General features: G+C 65.3%; 15 protein-coding genes. 3 read left to right on the top strand and 12 right to left on the bottom strand.

Annotated elements, in window-relative coordinates:
* Positions 1-11: 11 nt before the first annotated feature.
* Entirely contained in the window at positions 12-179 is a 168-nt protein-coding gene (locus AC5RVY_RS08915; RefSeq protein WP_493954359.1) for an SPOR domain-containing protein, read from the bottom strand.
* Positions 180-300: 121 nt separating this feature from the next.
* Here AC5RVY_RS08915 and map point away from each other — a divergent pair, with 121 nt between their 5' ends.
* Positions 301-1,179 carry a type I methionyl aminopeptidase gene (map, locus tag AC5RVY_RS08910; protein WP_493954358.1) on the top strand — a complete coding sequence of 293 codons (879 nt, stop codon included), beginning with the start codon at positions 301-303 and terminating at the stop codon, positions 1,177-1,179.
* Between the two features lie 160 nt (positions 1,180-1,339).
* Entirely contained in the window at positions 1,340-2,143 is an 804-nt protein-coding gene (ppgK, locus tag AC5RVY_RS08905) for a polyphosphate--glucose phosphotransferase (protein ID WP_493954357.1), read from the top strand.
* Between the two features lie 107 nt (positions 2,144-2,250).
* Here the strand turns inward: ppgK and nrdR are convergent, their stop codons facing one another.
* The 3 genes from nrdR to AC5RVY_RS08890 form a co-directional block, all read right to left on the bottom strand.
* The gene (nrdR, locus tag AC5RVY_RS08900) at positions 2,251-2,754 is read right to left on the bottom strand and encodes a transcriptional regulator NrdR (RefSeq protein ID WP_493954356.1); all 504 of its coding nucleotides are present in this window, start codon (positions 2,752-2,754) and stop codon (positions 2,251-2,253) included.
* A gap of 152 nt (positions 2,755-2,906) precedes the next feature.
* Positions 2,907-4,301 (bottom strand): histidinol dehydrogenase, encoded by a 1,395-nt coding sequence (gene hisD / locus AC5RVY_RS08895; RefSeq protein ID WP_493954355.1) that lies wholly within the window; start codon positions 4,299-4,301, stop codon positions 2,907-2,909.
* Positions 4,302-4,305: 4 nt separating this feature from the next.
* On the bottom strand, positions 4,306-4,842 hold the full coding sequence (locus tag AC5RVY_RS08890; RefSeq protein WP_493954354.1) for a hypothetical protein: 537 nt from the start codon (positions 4,840-4,842) through the stop codon (positions 4,306-4,308).
* A gap of 170 nt (positions 4,843-5,012) precedes the next feature.
* Here AC5RVY_RS08890 and AC5RVY_RS08885 point away from each other — a divergent pair, with 170 nt between their 5' ends.
* Positions 5,013-5,471: a flavin reductase family protein gene (locus AC5RVY_RS08885; protein ID WP_493954694.1), complete on the top strand. Its 459-nt coding sequence runs from the start codon at positions 5,013-5,015 to the stop codon at positions 5,469-5,471.
* Positions 5,472-5,528: 57 nt separating this feature from the next.
* Here AC5RVY_RS08885 and dnaE read toward each other — a convergent pair whose 3' ends face one another.
* The 8 genes from dnaE to AC5RVY_RS08845 all read right to left on the bottom strand — a co-directional run bounded on the left by dnaE (position 5,529) and on the right by AC5RVY_RS08845 (position 14,018).
* Positions 5,529-9,086: a DNA polymerase III subunit alpha gene (gene dnaE / locus AC5RVY_RS08880; RefSeq protein ID WP_493954353.1), complete on the bottom strand. Its 3,558-nt coding sequence runs from the start codon at positions 9,084-9,086 to the stop codon at positions 5,529-5,531.
* Between the two features lie 35 nt (positions 9,087-9,121).
* Positions 9,122-10,048 carry an RluA family pseudouridine synthase gene (locus AC5RVY_RS08875; RefSeq protein WP_493954352.1) on the bottom strand — a complete coding sequence of 309 codons (927 nt, stop codon included), beginning with the start codon at positions 10,046-10,048 and terminating at the stop codon, positions 9,122-9,124.
* Positions 10,041-10,610, bottom strand: a complete 570-nt coding sequence (lspA, locus tag AC5RVY_RS08870; protein ID WP_493954351.1) for a signal peptidase II — start codon at positions 10,608-10,610, stop codon at positions 10,041-10,043. Before lspA ends, AC5RVY_RS08875 begins: the two co-directional genes overlap by 8 nt.
* A gap of 91 nt (positions 10,611-10,701) precedes the next feature.
* Positions 10,702-11,391, bottom strand: coding sequence for a DivIVA domain-containing protein (locus AC5RVY_RS08865; RefSeq protein ID WP_493954350.1), 690 nt, complete (start codon positions 11,389-11,391; stop codon positions 10,702-10,704).
* Between the two features lie 177 nt (positions 11,392-11,568).
* Positions 11,569-11,856, bottom strand: a complete 288-nt coding sequence (locus tag AC5RVY_RS08860; RefSeq protein WP_493954349.1) for a YggT family protein — start codon at positions 11,854-11,856, stop codon at positions 11,569-11,571.
* Between the two features lie 122 nt (positions 11,857-11,978).
* Positions 11,979-12,509 carry a cell division protein SepF gene (locus AC5RVY_RS08855; RefSeq protein ID WP_493954348.1) on the bottom strand — a complete coding sequence of 177 codons (531 nt, stop codon included), beginning with the start codon at positions 12,507-12,509 and terminating at the stop codon, positions 11,979-11,981.
* Positions 12,510-12,598: 89 nt separating this feature from the next.
* Positions 12,599-13,336: a YggS family pyridoxal phosphate-dependent enzyme gene (locus AC5RVY_RS08850; RefSeq protein WP_493954347.1), complete on the bottom strand. Its 738-nt coding sequence runs from the start codon at positions 13,334-13,336 to the stop codon at positions 12,599-12,601.
* On the bottom strand, positions 13,329-14,018 hold the full coding sequence (locus tag AC5RVY_RS08845) for a purine nucleoside phosphorylase YfiH/LACC1 family protein (RefSeq protein WP_493954346.1): 690 nt from the start codon (positions 14,016-14,018) through the stop codon (positions 13,329-13,331). Before AC5RVY_RS08845 ends, AC5RVY_RS08850 begins: the two co-directional genes overlap by 8 nt.
* Between the last annotated feature and the right edge of the window lies 1 nt (position 14,019).

Genomic DNA, 14,019 nt, shown 5'->3' with positions numbered 1-14,019 from the left:
CTTCCAAGCCCTCAGTCGTCGTCGTCCTGCTTGTCCCACGCCTCATTGCGCGCGCGGACCTTTTCCAGTGCGTGCTCGGCTTCTTCCCTCGTTTGGTAGGGGCCGATCAGCTGGCTCCAGTCCGATAACCGGTCCTCCTCCACCTCATGGGTCTTGATGTTGTACCAGTACTCAGTCATCGCTGTTCCCCGTTCCGCCGCCAAGGAAGCTGCGGCGTGATGCGCGTAACTTAAATTCTTACGCGGCACCGACGCGGCTCCCGGTTGTTAGGCCTTCTGTGCTGCCTTATATGATCAATCTATGCCTTCCCTTGCCTCGACTGCACCCATCGGCACCCTCACCCCGGGAACCGTCAGCCCGCAGCGTCCAGTACCGGCGTCCATCCCCCGCCCGGAGTATGTGGGCAAGCCGGCACCTGCAAAGTTCACCGGCTCGGAGGTCAAGTCCGCCGAAACGATCGAGAAGATCCGGGTAGCCTCCAGGATCGCAGCACAGGCCATTGTGGAAGTGGGCAAGCACATCGAGCCCGGTGTCACCACCGACCAACTGGACAAGGTGGGCCACGAGTTCCTCCTGGACCACCATGCCTACCCCTCAACGTTGGGATACCGGGGATTCCCCAAGTCCTTGTGCTCGTCCTTGAACGAGGTCATCTGCCACGGAATTCCGGACACCACCGTGGTCCGGGACGGCGACATCATCAATATCGACATCACGGCCTACATCGGCGGCGTCCACGGCGACACCAACTACACCTTCCTGGTGGGGGACGTGGACGAAGAGTCCCGCCTCCTGGTGGAACGGACGCAGGAATCGCTGAACCGGGCCATCAAAGCCGTCGCGCCGGGCCGCGAAATCAACGTCATCGGCCGCGCCATCCAGTCCTACGCCAAACGCTTCGGCTACGGCGTGGTGCGGGACTTCACCGGGCACGGTGTGGGCGAAGCCTTTCACACCGGACTGATCATCCCGCATTACGATGCCGCCCCCGCCTACAACACGGTGATCGAGGCCGGCATGGTCTTCACCATTGAACCAATGCTCACGCTGGGAACAGTGGAGTGGGACATGTGGGCGGATGACTGGACTGTGGTCACCCGGGACCGCAAGCGCACCGCACAGTTTGAGCACACCCTGCTGGTGACAGATACCGGCGCAGAGATCCTTACCCTGCCCTGACCGCCCGGCTGGCGGCAACGGGCGGCGCAACGTCCCGTCAGTGCCGCTGGCAGCACCACCCCGCCGCTGCTGACCAGGCAGCCACCGCCGACTTAGCACCACCCGGGCCGGCTGTCCGCCGCCCCTTTTCCTGCCCGCCCCTGCCACGAACGGAAACCCATTGGCCAAGAAGGACGAGAAGTCGCACAAGAACGCCCCGCTGATCGGCATCGATATCGGAGGCACGGGAATCAAGGGCGGCATTGTCGACCTGAAAAAGGGCAAGCTCCTGGGCGAGCGGTTCCGCGTACCCACCCCGCAGCCGGCCACCCCTGAGGCAGTTGCCGAGGCCGTGGCACTGGTGGTCTCCGAGCTTTCCGCACGTCCGGAGGCACCGGCCGCCGGCTCCCCCGTGGGCGTGACGTTCCCCGGCATCATCCAGCACGGTGTGGTCCACTCCGCCGCCAACGTGGATAAGAGCTGGCTTAACACAGACATCGATGGCCTCCTGACCGCCCGCCTGGGCCGGCCGGTGGAGGTCATCAACGACGCCGACGCTGCCGGGCTCGCCGAAGCCCGCTACGGTGCCGGGGCCGGGGTTTCCGGCACCGTCCTGGTCATCACGCTGGGCACCGGCATCGGCTCGGCCTTCATCTTCAACGGCAAGCTGGTGCCGAACGCCGAGCTGGGGCACCTGGAGATCGACGGGCACGACGCCGAGACCAAGGCCTCGGCCGTGGCCCGTGAGCGCGACGGCCTGTCCTGGGAGGAATACAGCGTCCTGCTGCAGCGCTACTTCTCCCACGTGGAGTTCCTGTTCTCCCCCGAACTGTTCATCGTGGGCGGCGGCATCTCCAAGCGCGCCGACGAATACCTGCCCAACCTCAAGCTCCGCACGCCCATCGTCCCGGCTGTGCTGCGGAATGAGGCCGGCATCGTAGGGGCCGCCATCGAAATCGCCCTGAAGCACAAGCTCGCCAAGTAGACATAGGAATGCCCCTTCCCTTTGGAAGGGGCATTCGTGTCTGCGGTAAGTGCCGGTGATGGCTGCGGCTTCCCCTCCGCTGCCACCACCGGAGATCAGGCTGGGCCTTAGAGGGCGCTCTTCTCAGAGGATTTGCCCTTTGAGCGCGCGCCGTTGGCGTCGTCCTCAGCTTCCTGGCGGAGCAGGGAAATGGCCGTTTCAAAGTCCTCGAGGGACTCGAAGGCCTGGTACACGCTGGCGAAGCGGAGATAGGCCACCTTGTCCAGCTTCTGCAGGGGCCCGAGGATCACCAGGCCCACCTCGTGAGCGTCGATCTCGGCTGCGCCAGAGGAGCGGATCTGCTCTTCGACTTCCTGGGCGAGCAGGGCGAGGTCGTCTTCGCTGACCGGCCGTCCCTGGCAGGCCTTGCGGACTCCGTTAATCACCTTGCTGCGGCTGAAGGGCTCCCCCACCCCGGACCGCTTAATAACGGAGAGGCTGGTGGTTTCCACCGTGGTGAACCTGCGCCCGCATTCGGGACACTGGCGGCGGCGGCGGATGGCCGAGCCGTCATCCGCCATGCGGCTGTCCACTACCCGGGAATCGGGGTTGCGGCAGAACGGACAGTACATGGCGTCCCTTCCTTCGCTTTATTTCCCTGGCAGTTCGAGGTTGCGGTTGGACCTGGCAAAACGCACAGGCACGCACCTTGAACGCTTCAATTCTATGTCCCAGTCCTGGCTAATAACAAGCGTGTAACTACTACATGTTGTGGTGGGTGCCACTAAATGTTGTCAGATCCGAGACGCTGGCCCGCGAAGCGTGCCGTGACGGCTTCTCCGTGTGCGGGCAGGTCTTCGGCTCCGGACAGGCTCACGATGTGGCCGCTGACCTCCGCCAGCGCCTCGCGGCTGTAGTTCACCACCTGGATGGCACGCAGGAAAGTGGTCACGTTCAGGCCGGAGGAAAAGGCAGCAGTACCGCTGGTGGGCAGCACGTGGTTGGAACCCGCACAATAGTCCCCCAGGCTCACCGGGCTGTAGTCGCCAACAAAGATGGCGCCGGCATTGCGGATCCTCGCGGCCACGGCAGCTGCATCCCGGGTCATGATCTCGAGGTGCTCGGCGGCATAGGCGTCGCAGGCAGCGATGCCCTGTTCGAGGTCATCCACCAGCACTACTCCGGACTGCGGCCCGGAGAGGGCTTCGCGGACCCGGGCCGAGTGCTTGGTGGCGGCAGCCTGCAGGTCCAGTTCTGCGCGTACGGCGGCGGCAAGCTCTTCTGACTCGGTAATCAGCACCGATGCTGCCTTGGGATCGTGCTCCGCCTGGCTGACCAGGTCCGCTGCCACCAGGGCGGGCTGGGCGCTGGCGTCAGCCAGGATGGCGATTTCAGTGGTCCCGGCCTCGGAGTCGATTCCCACCACGCCTTTGACCAGGCGCTTGGCGGTGGCCACGAAGATATTGCCCGGCCCGGTTACCACGTCCACCGGTTCCAGTGCCGGACCGGCTTCGGTTGCGGGCACCCCGTAGGCGAAGGCGGCGATCGCCTGGGCGCCGCCGATGGCATATACCTCGGTAATGCCGAGCAGGGCTGCAGCAGCAAGGATGGTGGGATGCGGCAGCCCGCCGAACTCCTTCTGCGGGGGTGAGGCCAAGGCAATGGATTCCACCCCGGCCGAGAGTGCCGGCACCACGTTCATGATGACCGATGAGGGGTAGACCGCCAGGCCGCCGGGAACGTAGAGGCCAACCCGTGCCACCGGCACCCAGTTCTGGCTGACCAGGGCGCCGTCGCCAAGCTGGACGTCAACGTTGCGGGGACGCTGGCCATCAGCAAAACGGCGTGCCCGGCTGATCGATTCTTCCAGCGCCTGCCGCACGGCGGGATCCAGCTGGTCCAGGGCGGCCGAGAGTGCACCTTCGGGGACCAGCGGGTGCTCCTGCTGGACGCCGTCGAAACGGGAAGCCAATTCAGCGAGGGCGTCGAAGCCCCGCTGCCGGACAGCCGAAATGATGTCGAGGACCTTTTCTTCGGCGTCGGCCACGGTCTGGCCTTGGGCGCGCGGCACAGCGGCCCGGAGCCCGGCAAGGGTCAGGTTTCGGCCCCGCAGGTCGATGGTGCGGAAGCTCACGGCGGCAGCGGCAGGGGTGGCGGGAAACTCCGAAGAAATGGTCACCGGGCTATTTTACGGGCCCAACCGCAACATGCCGCGCCCGTTCCGCACCGCCGTCGTCCTTCTGTCCCAGCAGGTGCATCAACTCCAGCACAAACACGGACACGGCTGTGGCCGCCGGCCACAGCAGCAGCACGGGCCAGGCGCGCAGGGAAAAAGCAATGCTGGCGTTGGCGGTGGCATCGACGGCCGGGCCAAAGAGCCGGGCTGACACTACGCCAGCCTGCCAGGCGAGGACTGCACCCAAGAGGCCGCCGGCAAGACCCATCACGAGGGCCGCCTGCGGATCCGCGCGCTTTTTATCCACCAGGAACACGGCCAGCAGGCATCCTGCGAAGACCAGGAGCCCGGCCAGCGTGAGGTCCCTCGGAAGCCAGACCTGCGGGTGGGTCCCGTCGCCAAGGACCGGATCCCGGGTGATCAGGTTGAGGCCGCCCGGTGCCAGCAGCCACCACAGAACCCCTGCCGGCACTCCGGCCACCGCAGGCAGGACAAGCAGGGCCCAGGGCAGCCGCGGGCGCGTACGTCCCGTCCGTTGTGTCATGCAACAAACCTTAACAGTTGTTCCACGGGCTTCACGCCCGGACGCGGGGCACCGGGAAATTCCACGCTTGCCCGGCGGGCCCATACAGTTGAAGGAGAGCAGGCAGTATTCAACCGTCAGGAGTTCCAGTGGCCGAACAAGAGGCGCCCTTCGAACGCACGTTCAAGGAAATGTTCCGGCGCCATGCGGCCGGCGTCGCCATCATCACGGTCAACTACCAGGACCGGCCGTTCGGATTCACCGCAACGTCCGTGGCTTCCCTGTCTGCGAAACCGCCGCGCTTCACCTTCAACATGGCCCGCAGCTCCCGGTCCTGGCCGGCCGTCGCCAACACCACCCATATCGGGGTGCACATGCTCGGCCTCGAGAACCAGGCGCTGGCCGACCGTTTTGCGCGCGGCACCGACCGCTTTGAGGGCGACCACTGGGAGGTTGGGCCGCACGGCGTGCCGGTGCTGAAGGATGTGGCCGGCTGGTTGATCGGCGAGGTGCAGATGCGCCTCTCGTTCGAGAACAACGCCGTGGTGGTGGTCCAGGTGGTTGACGGGCAGGTGGGCGGCGAGGGCTCTCCCCTGCTGTACCACGGCGGAGCATACGGCCAGCCCGTGCCGCTGGACTACGAAATCTAGGTCCCCCCACAGGAAGGACGACGACGCCACGGCGGTACCGCCGTCGTCCTTCCTTTGTCAGGCGTCCAGGCAGGCCGGCCCCAGCAGCACCTTCAGGTCACCAAACAGCGAGGGGCTCGGGTTCACCCGGAGGTGGACCGGCAGGCCCATGATTTCGGTCCTGGTATCGCCCTGCAGGTGCAGGCGTACTTCCGAGTTGCCGCGGTGCGTGCGGAGCACGTCACCAAGTTCGGTGACCACCGCCTCCGTTGCCTTGTGCGTGGGCATGGTGATCACCAGCGGCCCGCCCAGCCCCTCACTCAGATCGGGCACCGAGAGTTCCATGCAGTTGAGCGTGATCGCGCCGTCGTCGCGCTTCTGCAGCCGGCCCTTGACCACCACGATCAGGTCCTCGGCCAATACCGAGGCAATGGGTCCGTAGACCTGGCCGAAGAACATCACTTCCATGGAACCGCCGAGGTCCTCCACCTCAGCCCGGGCGTAGGCGTTGCCGCTTGCCTTGGCGATGCGACGGCTCAGGGACGTGATCATGCCGGCGATGGTGATGATGGCACCGTCCTGGGGTCCGTCTTCGCCCAGGACCGAGGTGATGCTCATCTCGGCGTGCTGGCTCAACACCCCTTCCAGGCCCTGGAGCGGGTGGTCCGAGACGTACAGGCCCAGCATGTCCCGCTCGAAGGACAGCTTGTCCTTCTTCTCCCACTCCGGCAGGTCCGGAATCTCAATGCTCAGCGACGATTCCGATTCGGCCTCCTCGAAGCCGGCAAAAAGGTCGAACTGGCCGATGGCCTCATTGCGCTTGAGCGTGATGACCGAATCGATGGCTTCTTCGTGGATCATCGCCAGCGCACGGCGGTGGTGGCCCAGGGAATCAAAGGCCCCGGACTTGATCAGCGATTCAATGGTGCGCTTGTTGCACACCACGGCGGGGACCTTCATCAGGTAATCCTTGAAGGAGGTAAACGCGCCCTCGCTCTCCCGGGCCGCCACCATGGCCTCCACCGCGTTGACGCCGACATTGCGGATGGCGCCCATGCCGAAGCGGATGTCATTGCCCACCGGGGTGAAGTTCAGGGCGGACTCGTTCACGTCCGGGGGAAGCACGGTGATGCCCATGCGCCGGCATTCGTTCAGGTAGATCGCGGACTTGTCCTTGTCGTCACCCACGGACGTCAGCAGCGCTGCCATGTACTCGGGGGCATAGTGGGCCTTGAGGTACGCGGTCCAGTAGGAGATCACACCGTAGGCGGCGGAGTGGGCCTTGTTGAAGGCGTAGTCGGAGAAGGGCAGCAGGATGTCCCACAGGGTCTTCACGGCCTCCATGGAGTAGCCGTTGTCCTGCATGCCCTGTGAGAAGCCGGCGAACTGCTTGTCCAGCTCGGATTTCTTCTTTTTGCCCATGGCGCGGCGGAGGATGTCTGCCTGGCCCAGCGAGTACCCGGCCAGCTTCTGCGCCACGGCCATGACCTGTTCCTGGTACACAATGAGGCCATAGGTTCCGCCGAGGATTTCCTTGAGGGGTTCCTCCAGCTCCGGGTGGATGGGGATGACTTCCTGGATCCCGTTTTTCCGCAGCGCGTAGTCGGTGTGGGCATTGGCGCCCATGGGACCCGGCCGGTACAGGGCCAACACAGCGGAGATGTCTTCGAAGTTGTCAGGCTTCATGAGCTTGAGCAGTGAGCGCATTGGCCCGCCGTCGAGCTGGAAGACGCCCAGGGTGTCCCCGCGTGCCAGCAGCTCGTAGGACGGGGCGTCGTCGAGCTCGAGGTTCTCAAGGTCGAGCTCGATCCCGCGGTTCATCTTGATGTTCTCGAGGGCATCGGAAATGATCGTCAGGTTCCGCAGCCCCAGGAAGTCCATCTTGATCAGGCCCAGGCCCTCGGACGTCGGGTAGTCGAACTGCGTGATGACCTGCCCGTCCTGGAAACGGCGCATGATCGGGATGACGTCGATAATCGGATCCGAGGACATGATCACGCCGGCCGCGTGAACGCCCCACTGGCGTTTCAGCCCCTCGATGCCGAGTGCTGTCTCGAACACCTTGGCGGCTTCCGGGTCGGTGCTGATCAGCTGCCGGAAGTCCCCGGCCTCGCTGTAGCGCTTCGCCTCCGGGTTCTGGATGTCGGCCAGCGGGATGTCCTTGGCCATCACCGCCGGGGGCAGCGCCTTGGTCAGCTGCTCGCCCATGCTGAACGGGTAGCCCAGTACCCGCGAGGAGTCCTTAAGCGCCTGTTTGGTTTTGATGGTGCCGTACGTGACGATCATCGCCACCCGCTCGTCCCCGTACTTGCGCGTGACGTAGTCGATGACCTCGGAGCGGCGGCGGTCATCGAAGTCGACGTCGAAGTCGGGCATCGAGACGCGGTCGGGGTTGAGGAAGCGTTCGAAGATCAGGCCGTGGCGCAGGGGGTCGAGGTCGGTGATGCGCATGGCGTAGGCCACCATGGAGCCGGCGCCCGAGCCGCGGCCCGGGCCCACCCGGATGCCGTTGTTCTTGGCCCAGTTGATGAAGTCGGCCACCACCAGGAAGTAGCCCGGGAAGCCCATCGAGGTGATGACTCCCAGTTCGTAGTCCGCCTGCTTGCGGACCTCGTCCGGGATGCCGGCCGGGTAGCGGTACTGCAGTCCCTTGTCCACTTCCTTCACCAGCCAGGAGGTCTCGTCCTCACCCGGCGGGCACGGAAAGCGCGGCATGTAGTTGGCGTCCGTGTTGAAGGACACTTCGCATCGCTCGGCGATGAGCAGGGTGTTGTCGCAGGCTTCCGGATGGTCGCGGAAAAGCTCGCGCATCTCCTGCGGCGACTTCAGGTAGTAGCCGCTGCCGGAGAAGGCGAACCGGGATCCGCCATTGTCGTACGTGGGTTCCAGGAGGGTTGAGCCGGACTGGATGGCCAGGAGCGCCTCGTGCGCCTTGGCGTCGTGCTCGTGGGTGTAGTGAAGGTCATTGGTGGCAACCAGGGGAAGGTTCAGGTCCTTGGCCAGCCGGAGCAGGTCGCCGGTCACGCGCCGCTCGATGTCCAGGCCGTGGTCCATCAGCTCGCAGAAGTAGTTTTCGGCGCCGAAGATGTCGCGGAACTCGGCCGCAGCCTCCAGCGCTTCGCGGTACTGGCCCAGGCGGAGCCGCGTCTGCACCTCCCCGGACGGGCATCCCGTGGTGGCTATCAGGCCCTCGGAATAGGTGTTGAGCAGCTCCCGGTCCAGGCGGGGCCACTTGCCGAAGACGGAGTCAAGGGATGCGATTGATGAGGCACGGAAGAGGTTCCGCATCCCCACATTGTTGTAGCTGAGGAGGGTCATGTGGGTGTACGAGCCGCCGCCGGAGACATCGTCCTTGCGTTGGGACTCCTCGCCCCAGCGCACGCGTCCCTTGTCCGTGCGGGCAGTACCCGGTGTTACATACGCTTCGACGCCGATGATGGGCTTGATGCCCTTGTCCGTGGCCTTGCGCCAGAAATCGAACGCACCGAAGAGGTAACCGTGGTCCGTAGTGGCAAGTGCCGGCATGCCCAGGCGTTCGGTCTCGTCGAAAAGCTCACCCAGGCGGGCCGCTCCATCCAGCATGGAGTACTCGGTGTGCGTGTGCAGGTGGACGAACGAATCATTGCTGGAAGTCACCGCACTATTCTAATCGCTGGCCCGGCAGCGGTCCGTCAGGCCCGCCCTGACTCCAGCACTTCCAGGGCGAATGCGAGGTCCTGCGGGTAGTCGCTGACAACGCGCACGGATTCGCCTGTGACAGGGTGTTCAAAGCCAAGTTCCCGGGCGTGCAGCCACTGGCGCGTCAGGCCCAGGGTGGCGGCAAGCCGGGGATCGGCGCCATAGGTGAGGTCGCCGGCGCAGGGGTGGCGCAGCGCGGAAAAGTGCACCCGGATCTGGTGGGTGCGGCCGGTCTCCAGGTGTACTTCCACCAGGCTTGCCTTGCCGAAGGCCTCCACCACTTCGTAGTGCGTGACAGAGGGCCGGCCGTCCTCGATGACGGCGAACCGCCAGTCGTGTCCGGGGTGCCGGCCGATGGGGGCGTCGATGGTGCCCGCCAAGGGATCAGGCAGGCCCTGCACCACTGCGTGGTACACCTTGTCCACGGTGCGGTCCTTGAAGGCGCGCTTCAGGGCCGTGTAGGCGCGCTCGGACTTTGCCACCACCATCGCTCCCGACGTGCCGACGTCGAGCCGGTGGACAATGCCCGCCCGCTCCGGCGAGCCTGACGTGGAGATGCGGTAGCCGGCGCCGGCGAGGCCGCCCACAACGGTAGGCCCCACCCAGCCCGGGGAGGGATGGGCGGCAACGCCTACGGGCTTGTCGACCACCACGAAATCGTCGTCGTCCAGCAGGATCTTCAGGCCTTCCACAACTTCCTCCACGACTTCCAGGGGGTCACGCCGTTCCGGCAGGCTCACCTGGAGGACATCTCCGGCCACCAGCCTGGCGGACTTTCCCAATGCTTTGCCTTTGCTGAGGACATGGCCCTCGGCGATCAACGTCGCGGCCAGGGAGCGCGATATGCCCAGCAGCCCCGCCACGCCGGCATCAGCGCGGGAGCCGGCGAACTGTTCGGCGACGACGATGCGCTCACGCATCGCCGGACTTTTCCTTGTGCGCCGCCAGCCGTGTCCCGTCCATGGCGATGCCCCGCAGCGTCAGGATGCAGATGATGGCGACAGCGGAGACCACGGCCGAGTCGGCGATGTTGAAGATGGCGAAGTTGGGCAACTGGATGAAGTCCACCACGTGCCCCATGCCAAAGGACGGTTCCCGGAAGAGCCGGTCGGTCAGGTTGCCCAGCGCCCCGCCCAGGAGCAGGCCCAGCGCCAGGGACCACCAGAGGGAGCCAAGTTTGCGGACCTGGAAAAGGATGGCGATGGCCACGGCCGCCATGATGATGGAGAACACCCAGGTGACGTTTTCCCCGATGGAGAACGCCGCCCCCGAGTTCCGGATGAAGTACCAGTGCAGCACCGGAGGCAGGACAGGGATCCGCTCCCCTTCCACCATGGTGGAGGTAACCCAAAGCTTTGTCAGCTGGTCCAGGACGTACGCGAAGACCGCGAACCCGGCAAAGAGGGACAGCAGCACGGCGCGGCGGGGGCGCGGCGAGGGCGGGAGCGGGCGCGCGGCGTCGGCGGCAAGTTCGTCAGTCATGGTGCTTTCATTCGTAAAACCGGTGTCAATGCCAAAAGCCGGTGGCCGAGGAATCCTCAGCCACCGGCTTTCAGAATACGTGTTTGACAGACTAGTTGGCTTCGCTGACTTCCGGCGTTGCCACTGAACCGCGGGCATCCAGATCGCGCAGCTGGCCTTCGATGTAGGCCTTGAGGCGTGAACGGTAGTCGCGCTCGAAGCCGCGGAGCTGCTCCACCTTGCGCTCAAGCACCGAGCGCTGCTGCTCCAGGGCACCAAGGATCTTGCGGGACTTTTCCTGTGCGTCGTTGACCAGGCTGCTGGCTTCGATCTGCGCTTCGGCGATGATCTTGTCCTTCTGTGCCTGCCCGTCCGCGACGTGGCGGTCGTGCATCTGCTGGGCCATGGCGAGCAGGCCGGCGGCCGATTCGGCCGAGGGTGTGGCGGCGGCAGGCGCGGCGGCAACAGGAGCAGCAGCTGCGGGGGCGGCCTGCTGCACATCCTTCTTCTTGCGCTCTTCGGCAGCCTTGGCTTCCGCTTCGGCCTTCTCGCGGGCTTCGTCCTTGTCGGACTTGACGGGCGCGGGGACCTTTTCCACCACGGGCGCGGCAACGGTGCTTGCCGGAACGCTGGAACCGGCTTCGGCGAGCTTCTTGCGAAGTTCGTCGTTTTCCTGGTTCAGGCGGCGGAGCTCCACGACGATCTCGTCCAGGAAGTCATCAACCTCGTCCTGGTCGTAGCCTTCGCGGAACTTGGTCGGCTGAAAGCGCTTGTTGACAACGTCTTCTGGCGTCAAAGCCATCTGGTCACCTCACTGGTCTGGTTAGTCAGTAGGCCTTCCGGCCGTCAAAACTACGGTACCTAAATTTGGTCTTGTTCCTCTAATTCAACACTGCGGTGTCAAACGTGAGTTTTTCTTCGCGTGGCATTCGTGGTTCCCGGCGGGTTCCATCCGTGCGCTGCTGGTCTGTTGAATGTGTCAGGCGAGGCCTCTTGTGATCCCCATGGCGATGCTGACTCCAATGAAGAGGACCAGGAAGCCCAGGTCCAGGGAGATGCCGCCCAGTCGCAGCGGCGGGATCAGCCGCCGCAGTCCGTTCAACGGCGGATCCGTGATGGCGTACACAGTGTGCGCTACCACCAGGGCAGCGCCCCTGGGGCGCCATTCCCGGGCAAACATCTGGACCCAGTCGAAAACGAGGCGAATGATGAGGGCTACAAAGAACAGCAACAGCGCGAGATAGACAAGCCCGAAAACAATTCCCATGACTTACTTCGTATCTCCATGTCCTTTGTGGATACCGCGGTGCCCTGCGGATGTGTCTCGTCTATTTCAGCACAGATGCCAGGCAGGTGTGTCCCTGCCTGGCATCCGCTCCAGCCGGCTGCTCAGCTCTGGTTGAAGAAGCTGGCCTGGGTATCGCTAAGCTTTTTGTCGTCGCCGATGACTTCGACATACGACGGCGAGAGCAGGAACACCTTGTTGGTCACCCGCTCGATGCTGCCGCGGAGGCCAAAAACCAGGCCGGCAGAGAAGTCCACCAGACGCTTGGCGTCGGCCTCGCCCATGTCGGTGACGTTCATAATGACGGGGACGCCGTCACGGAAGCTTTCACCGATGAGCTTGGCGTCGTTGTACGAGCGCGGGTGGATGGTGGTGATCTGGCGGAGGCCTGTGGCCTCCTCGCGGCTCGATGCCGCGCGTTTGATGGGGGTCACTGGAGCGCGGTATTCCTCTTCGGGGGCGTAGGACGATTCACGGCTGGCCTCGCGGACGGGTGCAGGTGCACGGCGCTCCTCGCGGTCAGCTTCCATCGTTTCGTCCTCATCCTTAGGTGTGGTCTGTTGCTCGGACTCGTAGTGTTCATCGCCGTCGGCGAGCCCAAGATAGATCATTGTCTTGCGCAGAGCGCCGGCCATGGTCGACTCCTAATCGTGTCCGTAAGCGGGCCGCCCAATGGCTTGACAGCACTGGAGTCCCCCGCCCATCACTTCCAATAGGTCCGACGCTACCCCACAGGGGGTCGCGAACCGAGAATATCGGAGCCGATTCTCAGGTGTGTCGCCCCGAACGCAATGGCCGCTTCCAGGTCCTGGCTCATGCCGGCGGAAATGGCTGCTGCAGCCGGGTGCTCCGCTGCCAGCCGGGCCGAGACCCGGGCGAGCTTTTCGAAGGCGGCTTCCGGCGGGGCGCCCAGCGGGGCCACTGCCATCACCCCTGCCAACTTCAGGCCTGAAGATCCGGCTATCCGTTCGGCAAGCGGCAGGACTTCGTCCGGGACCGCCCCGCCGCGGTGCGCTCCCGCGTCGTCCTCCAGGCTGACCTGGATGAAGCACTCCAGCGGCGCCCGCCCGCTGTTGTCGCGCTCAAGCCGGGCAGCCTTGGCCAGCGCGTCCACGAGCTGGGGCCGGTCAACGGAATGCACGGCGGCGGCGTAACGGAGCACGGACTTTGCCTTCTTGCTTTGCAGCTGGCCCACGAAGTGCCAGGCCAGGCCACAATCCGCGAGCTCAAGGGCCTTCGCGGACGCCTCCTGGTCACGGTTCTCGCCAACATCGGTGACGCCCAGCGCCGCGAGCCGTTTGATGTCCTCTGCGGGATGGAACTTGGTCACCACAATCAGGCGGGGCAGGCTTCCTTCACGGCCCGCGGCGCTTGCCGCCGTCACGATGCGCTGTTGGACGGCGGCGAGCCGCGCCGCGAGTTCGCGGGAGCGCGGGTCAGTGCCCGCGGCGGCCTCACTCATGGCACCACACCAGGCCGGCGAAGCGGCCCGTGTCCTTGTTCCGGCGGTACGAGAAGAGCGACGGTGTCTCCAGCGTGCAGGGGCCGCTGTATTCCACGCTGACGCCTGCCTGGTCCAGCTGGCTGCGGGCCCCGGCGGGAAGGTCCAGCCCGGGGGTCCCCCAGGATGTGGTGCTTCGTGAACCGGGCACGGCCGCTGCCACCTCGGCCTGCAACCCGGCGGGGACCTCGTAGCAGTTGCCGCAGACGGAAGGCCCCAGCCATGCCCGGACCCCGCGGGCGCCAAGGGACTTCATGCTGTCCACTGCCGCCGGGATGACCCCCTTGGCGAGGCCCGGACGGCCGGCGTGCACAGCCGCCAGTACCGGCCCGTCCGCCGACTCCCCCGCGAGCAGGACCGGGATGCAGTCCGCAACCATCACCGCAAGCGGGACACCGCGGGAGACCATGGCGTCCGCCTCGGGCGCGGGTGTGTCCTGCCCCATGACGGCGACGGCGGTCCCGTGTACCTGGTTCATGAACCGCAGCCCCTGCGGCGCGATGCCGATAGCCCGTTCCAGGTCCCCGCGGCGCCGGCCTACCTCGTCAGGATCATCACCGACGTGCAGTGCCAGGTTTCCGGCGTCGGCATCCGTGAAGGCGACAGAGACGCCGGGCAGGATTTGGGCGCGCCAGTGGAACAAG

The sequence above is a fragment of the Arthrobacter sp. Ha26 genome, assembly GCF_059091705.1.
This window is presented reverse-complemented; position numbering and strand designations above follow the sequence as displayed.

Coding starts and splice junctions, on each gene's coding strand:
- AC5RVY_RS08915 (WP_493954359.1), bottom strand. CDS start 179: ATGACTGAGTACTGGTACAACATCAAGACCCATGAGGTGGAGGAGGAC.
- map (WP_493954358.1), top strand. CDS start 301: ATGCCTTCCCTTGCCTCGACTGCACCCATCGGCACCCTCACCCCGGGA.
- nrdR (WP_493954356.1), bottom strand. CDS start 2,754: ATGTACTGTCCGTTCTGCCGCAACCCCGATTCCCGGGTAGTGGACAGC.
- AC5RVY_RS08890 (WP_493954354.1), bottom strand. CDS start 4,842: ATGACACAACGGACGGGACGTACGCGCCCGCGGCTGCCCTGGGCCCTG.
- AC5RVY_RS08885 (WP_493954694.1), top strand. CDS start 5,013: ATGTTCCGGCGCCATGCGGCCGGCGTCGCCATCATCACGGTCAACTAC.
- AC5RVY_RS08875 (WP_493954352.1), bottom strand. CDS start 10,048: ATGCGTGAGCGCATCGTCGTCGCCGAACAGTTCGCCGGCTCCCGCGCT.
- lspA (WP_493954351.1), bottom strand. CDS start 10,610: ATGACTGACGAACTTGCCGCCGACGCCGCGCGCCCGCTCCCGCCCTCG.
- AC5RVY_RS08865 (WP_493954350.1), bottom strand. CDS start 11,391: ATGGCTTTGACGCCAGAAGACGTTGTCAACAAGCGCTTTCAGCCGACC.
- AC5RVY_RS08860 (WP_493954349.1), bottom strand. CDS start 11,856: ATGGGAATTGTTTTCGGGCTTGTCTATCTCGCGCTGTTGCTGTTCTTT.
- AC5RVY_RS08855 (WP_493954348.1), bottom strand. CDS start 12,509: ATGGCCGGCGCTCTGCGCAAGACAATGATCTATCTTGGGCTCGCCGAC.
- AC5RVY_RS08850 (WP_493954347.1), bottom strand. CDS start 13,336: ATGAGTGAGGCCGCCGCGGGCACTGACCCGCGCTCCCGCGAACTCGCG.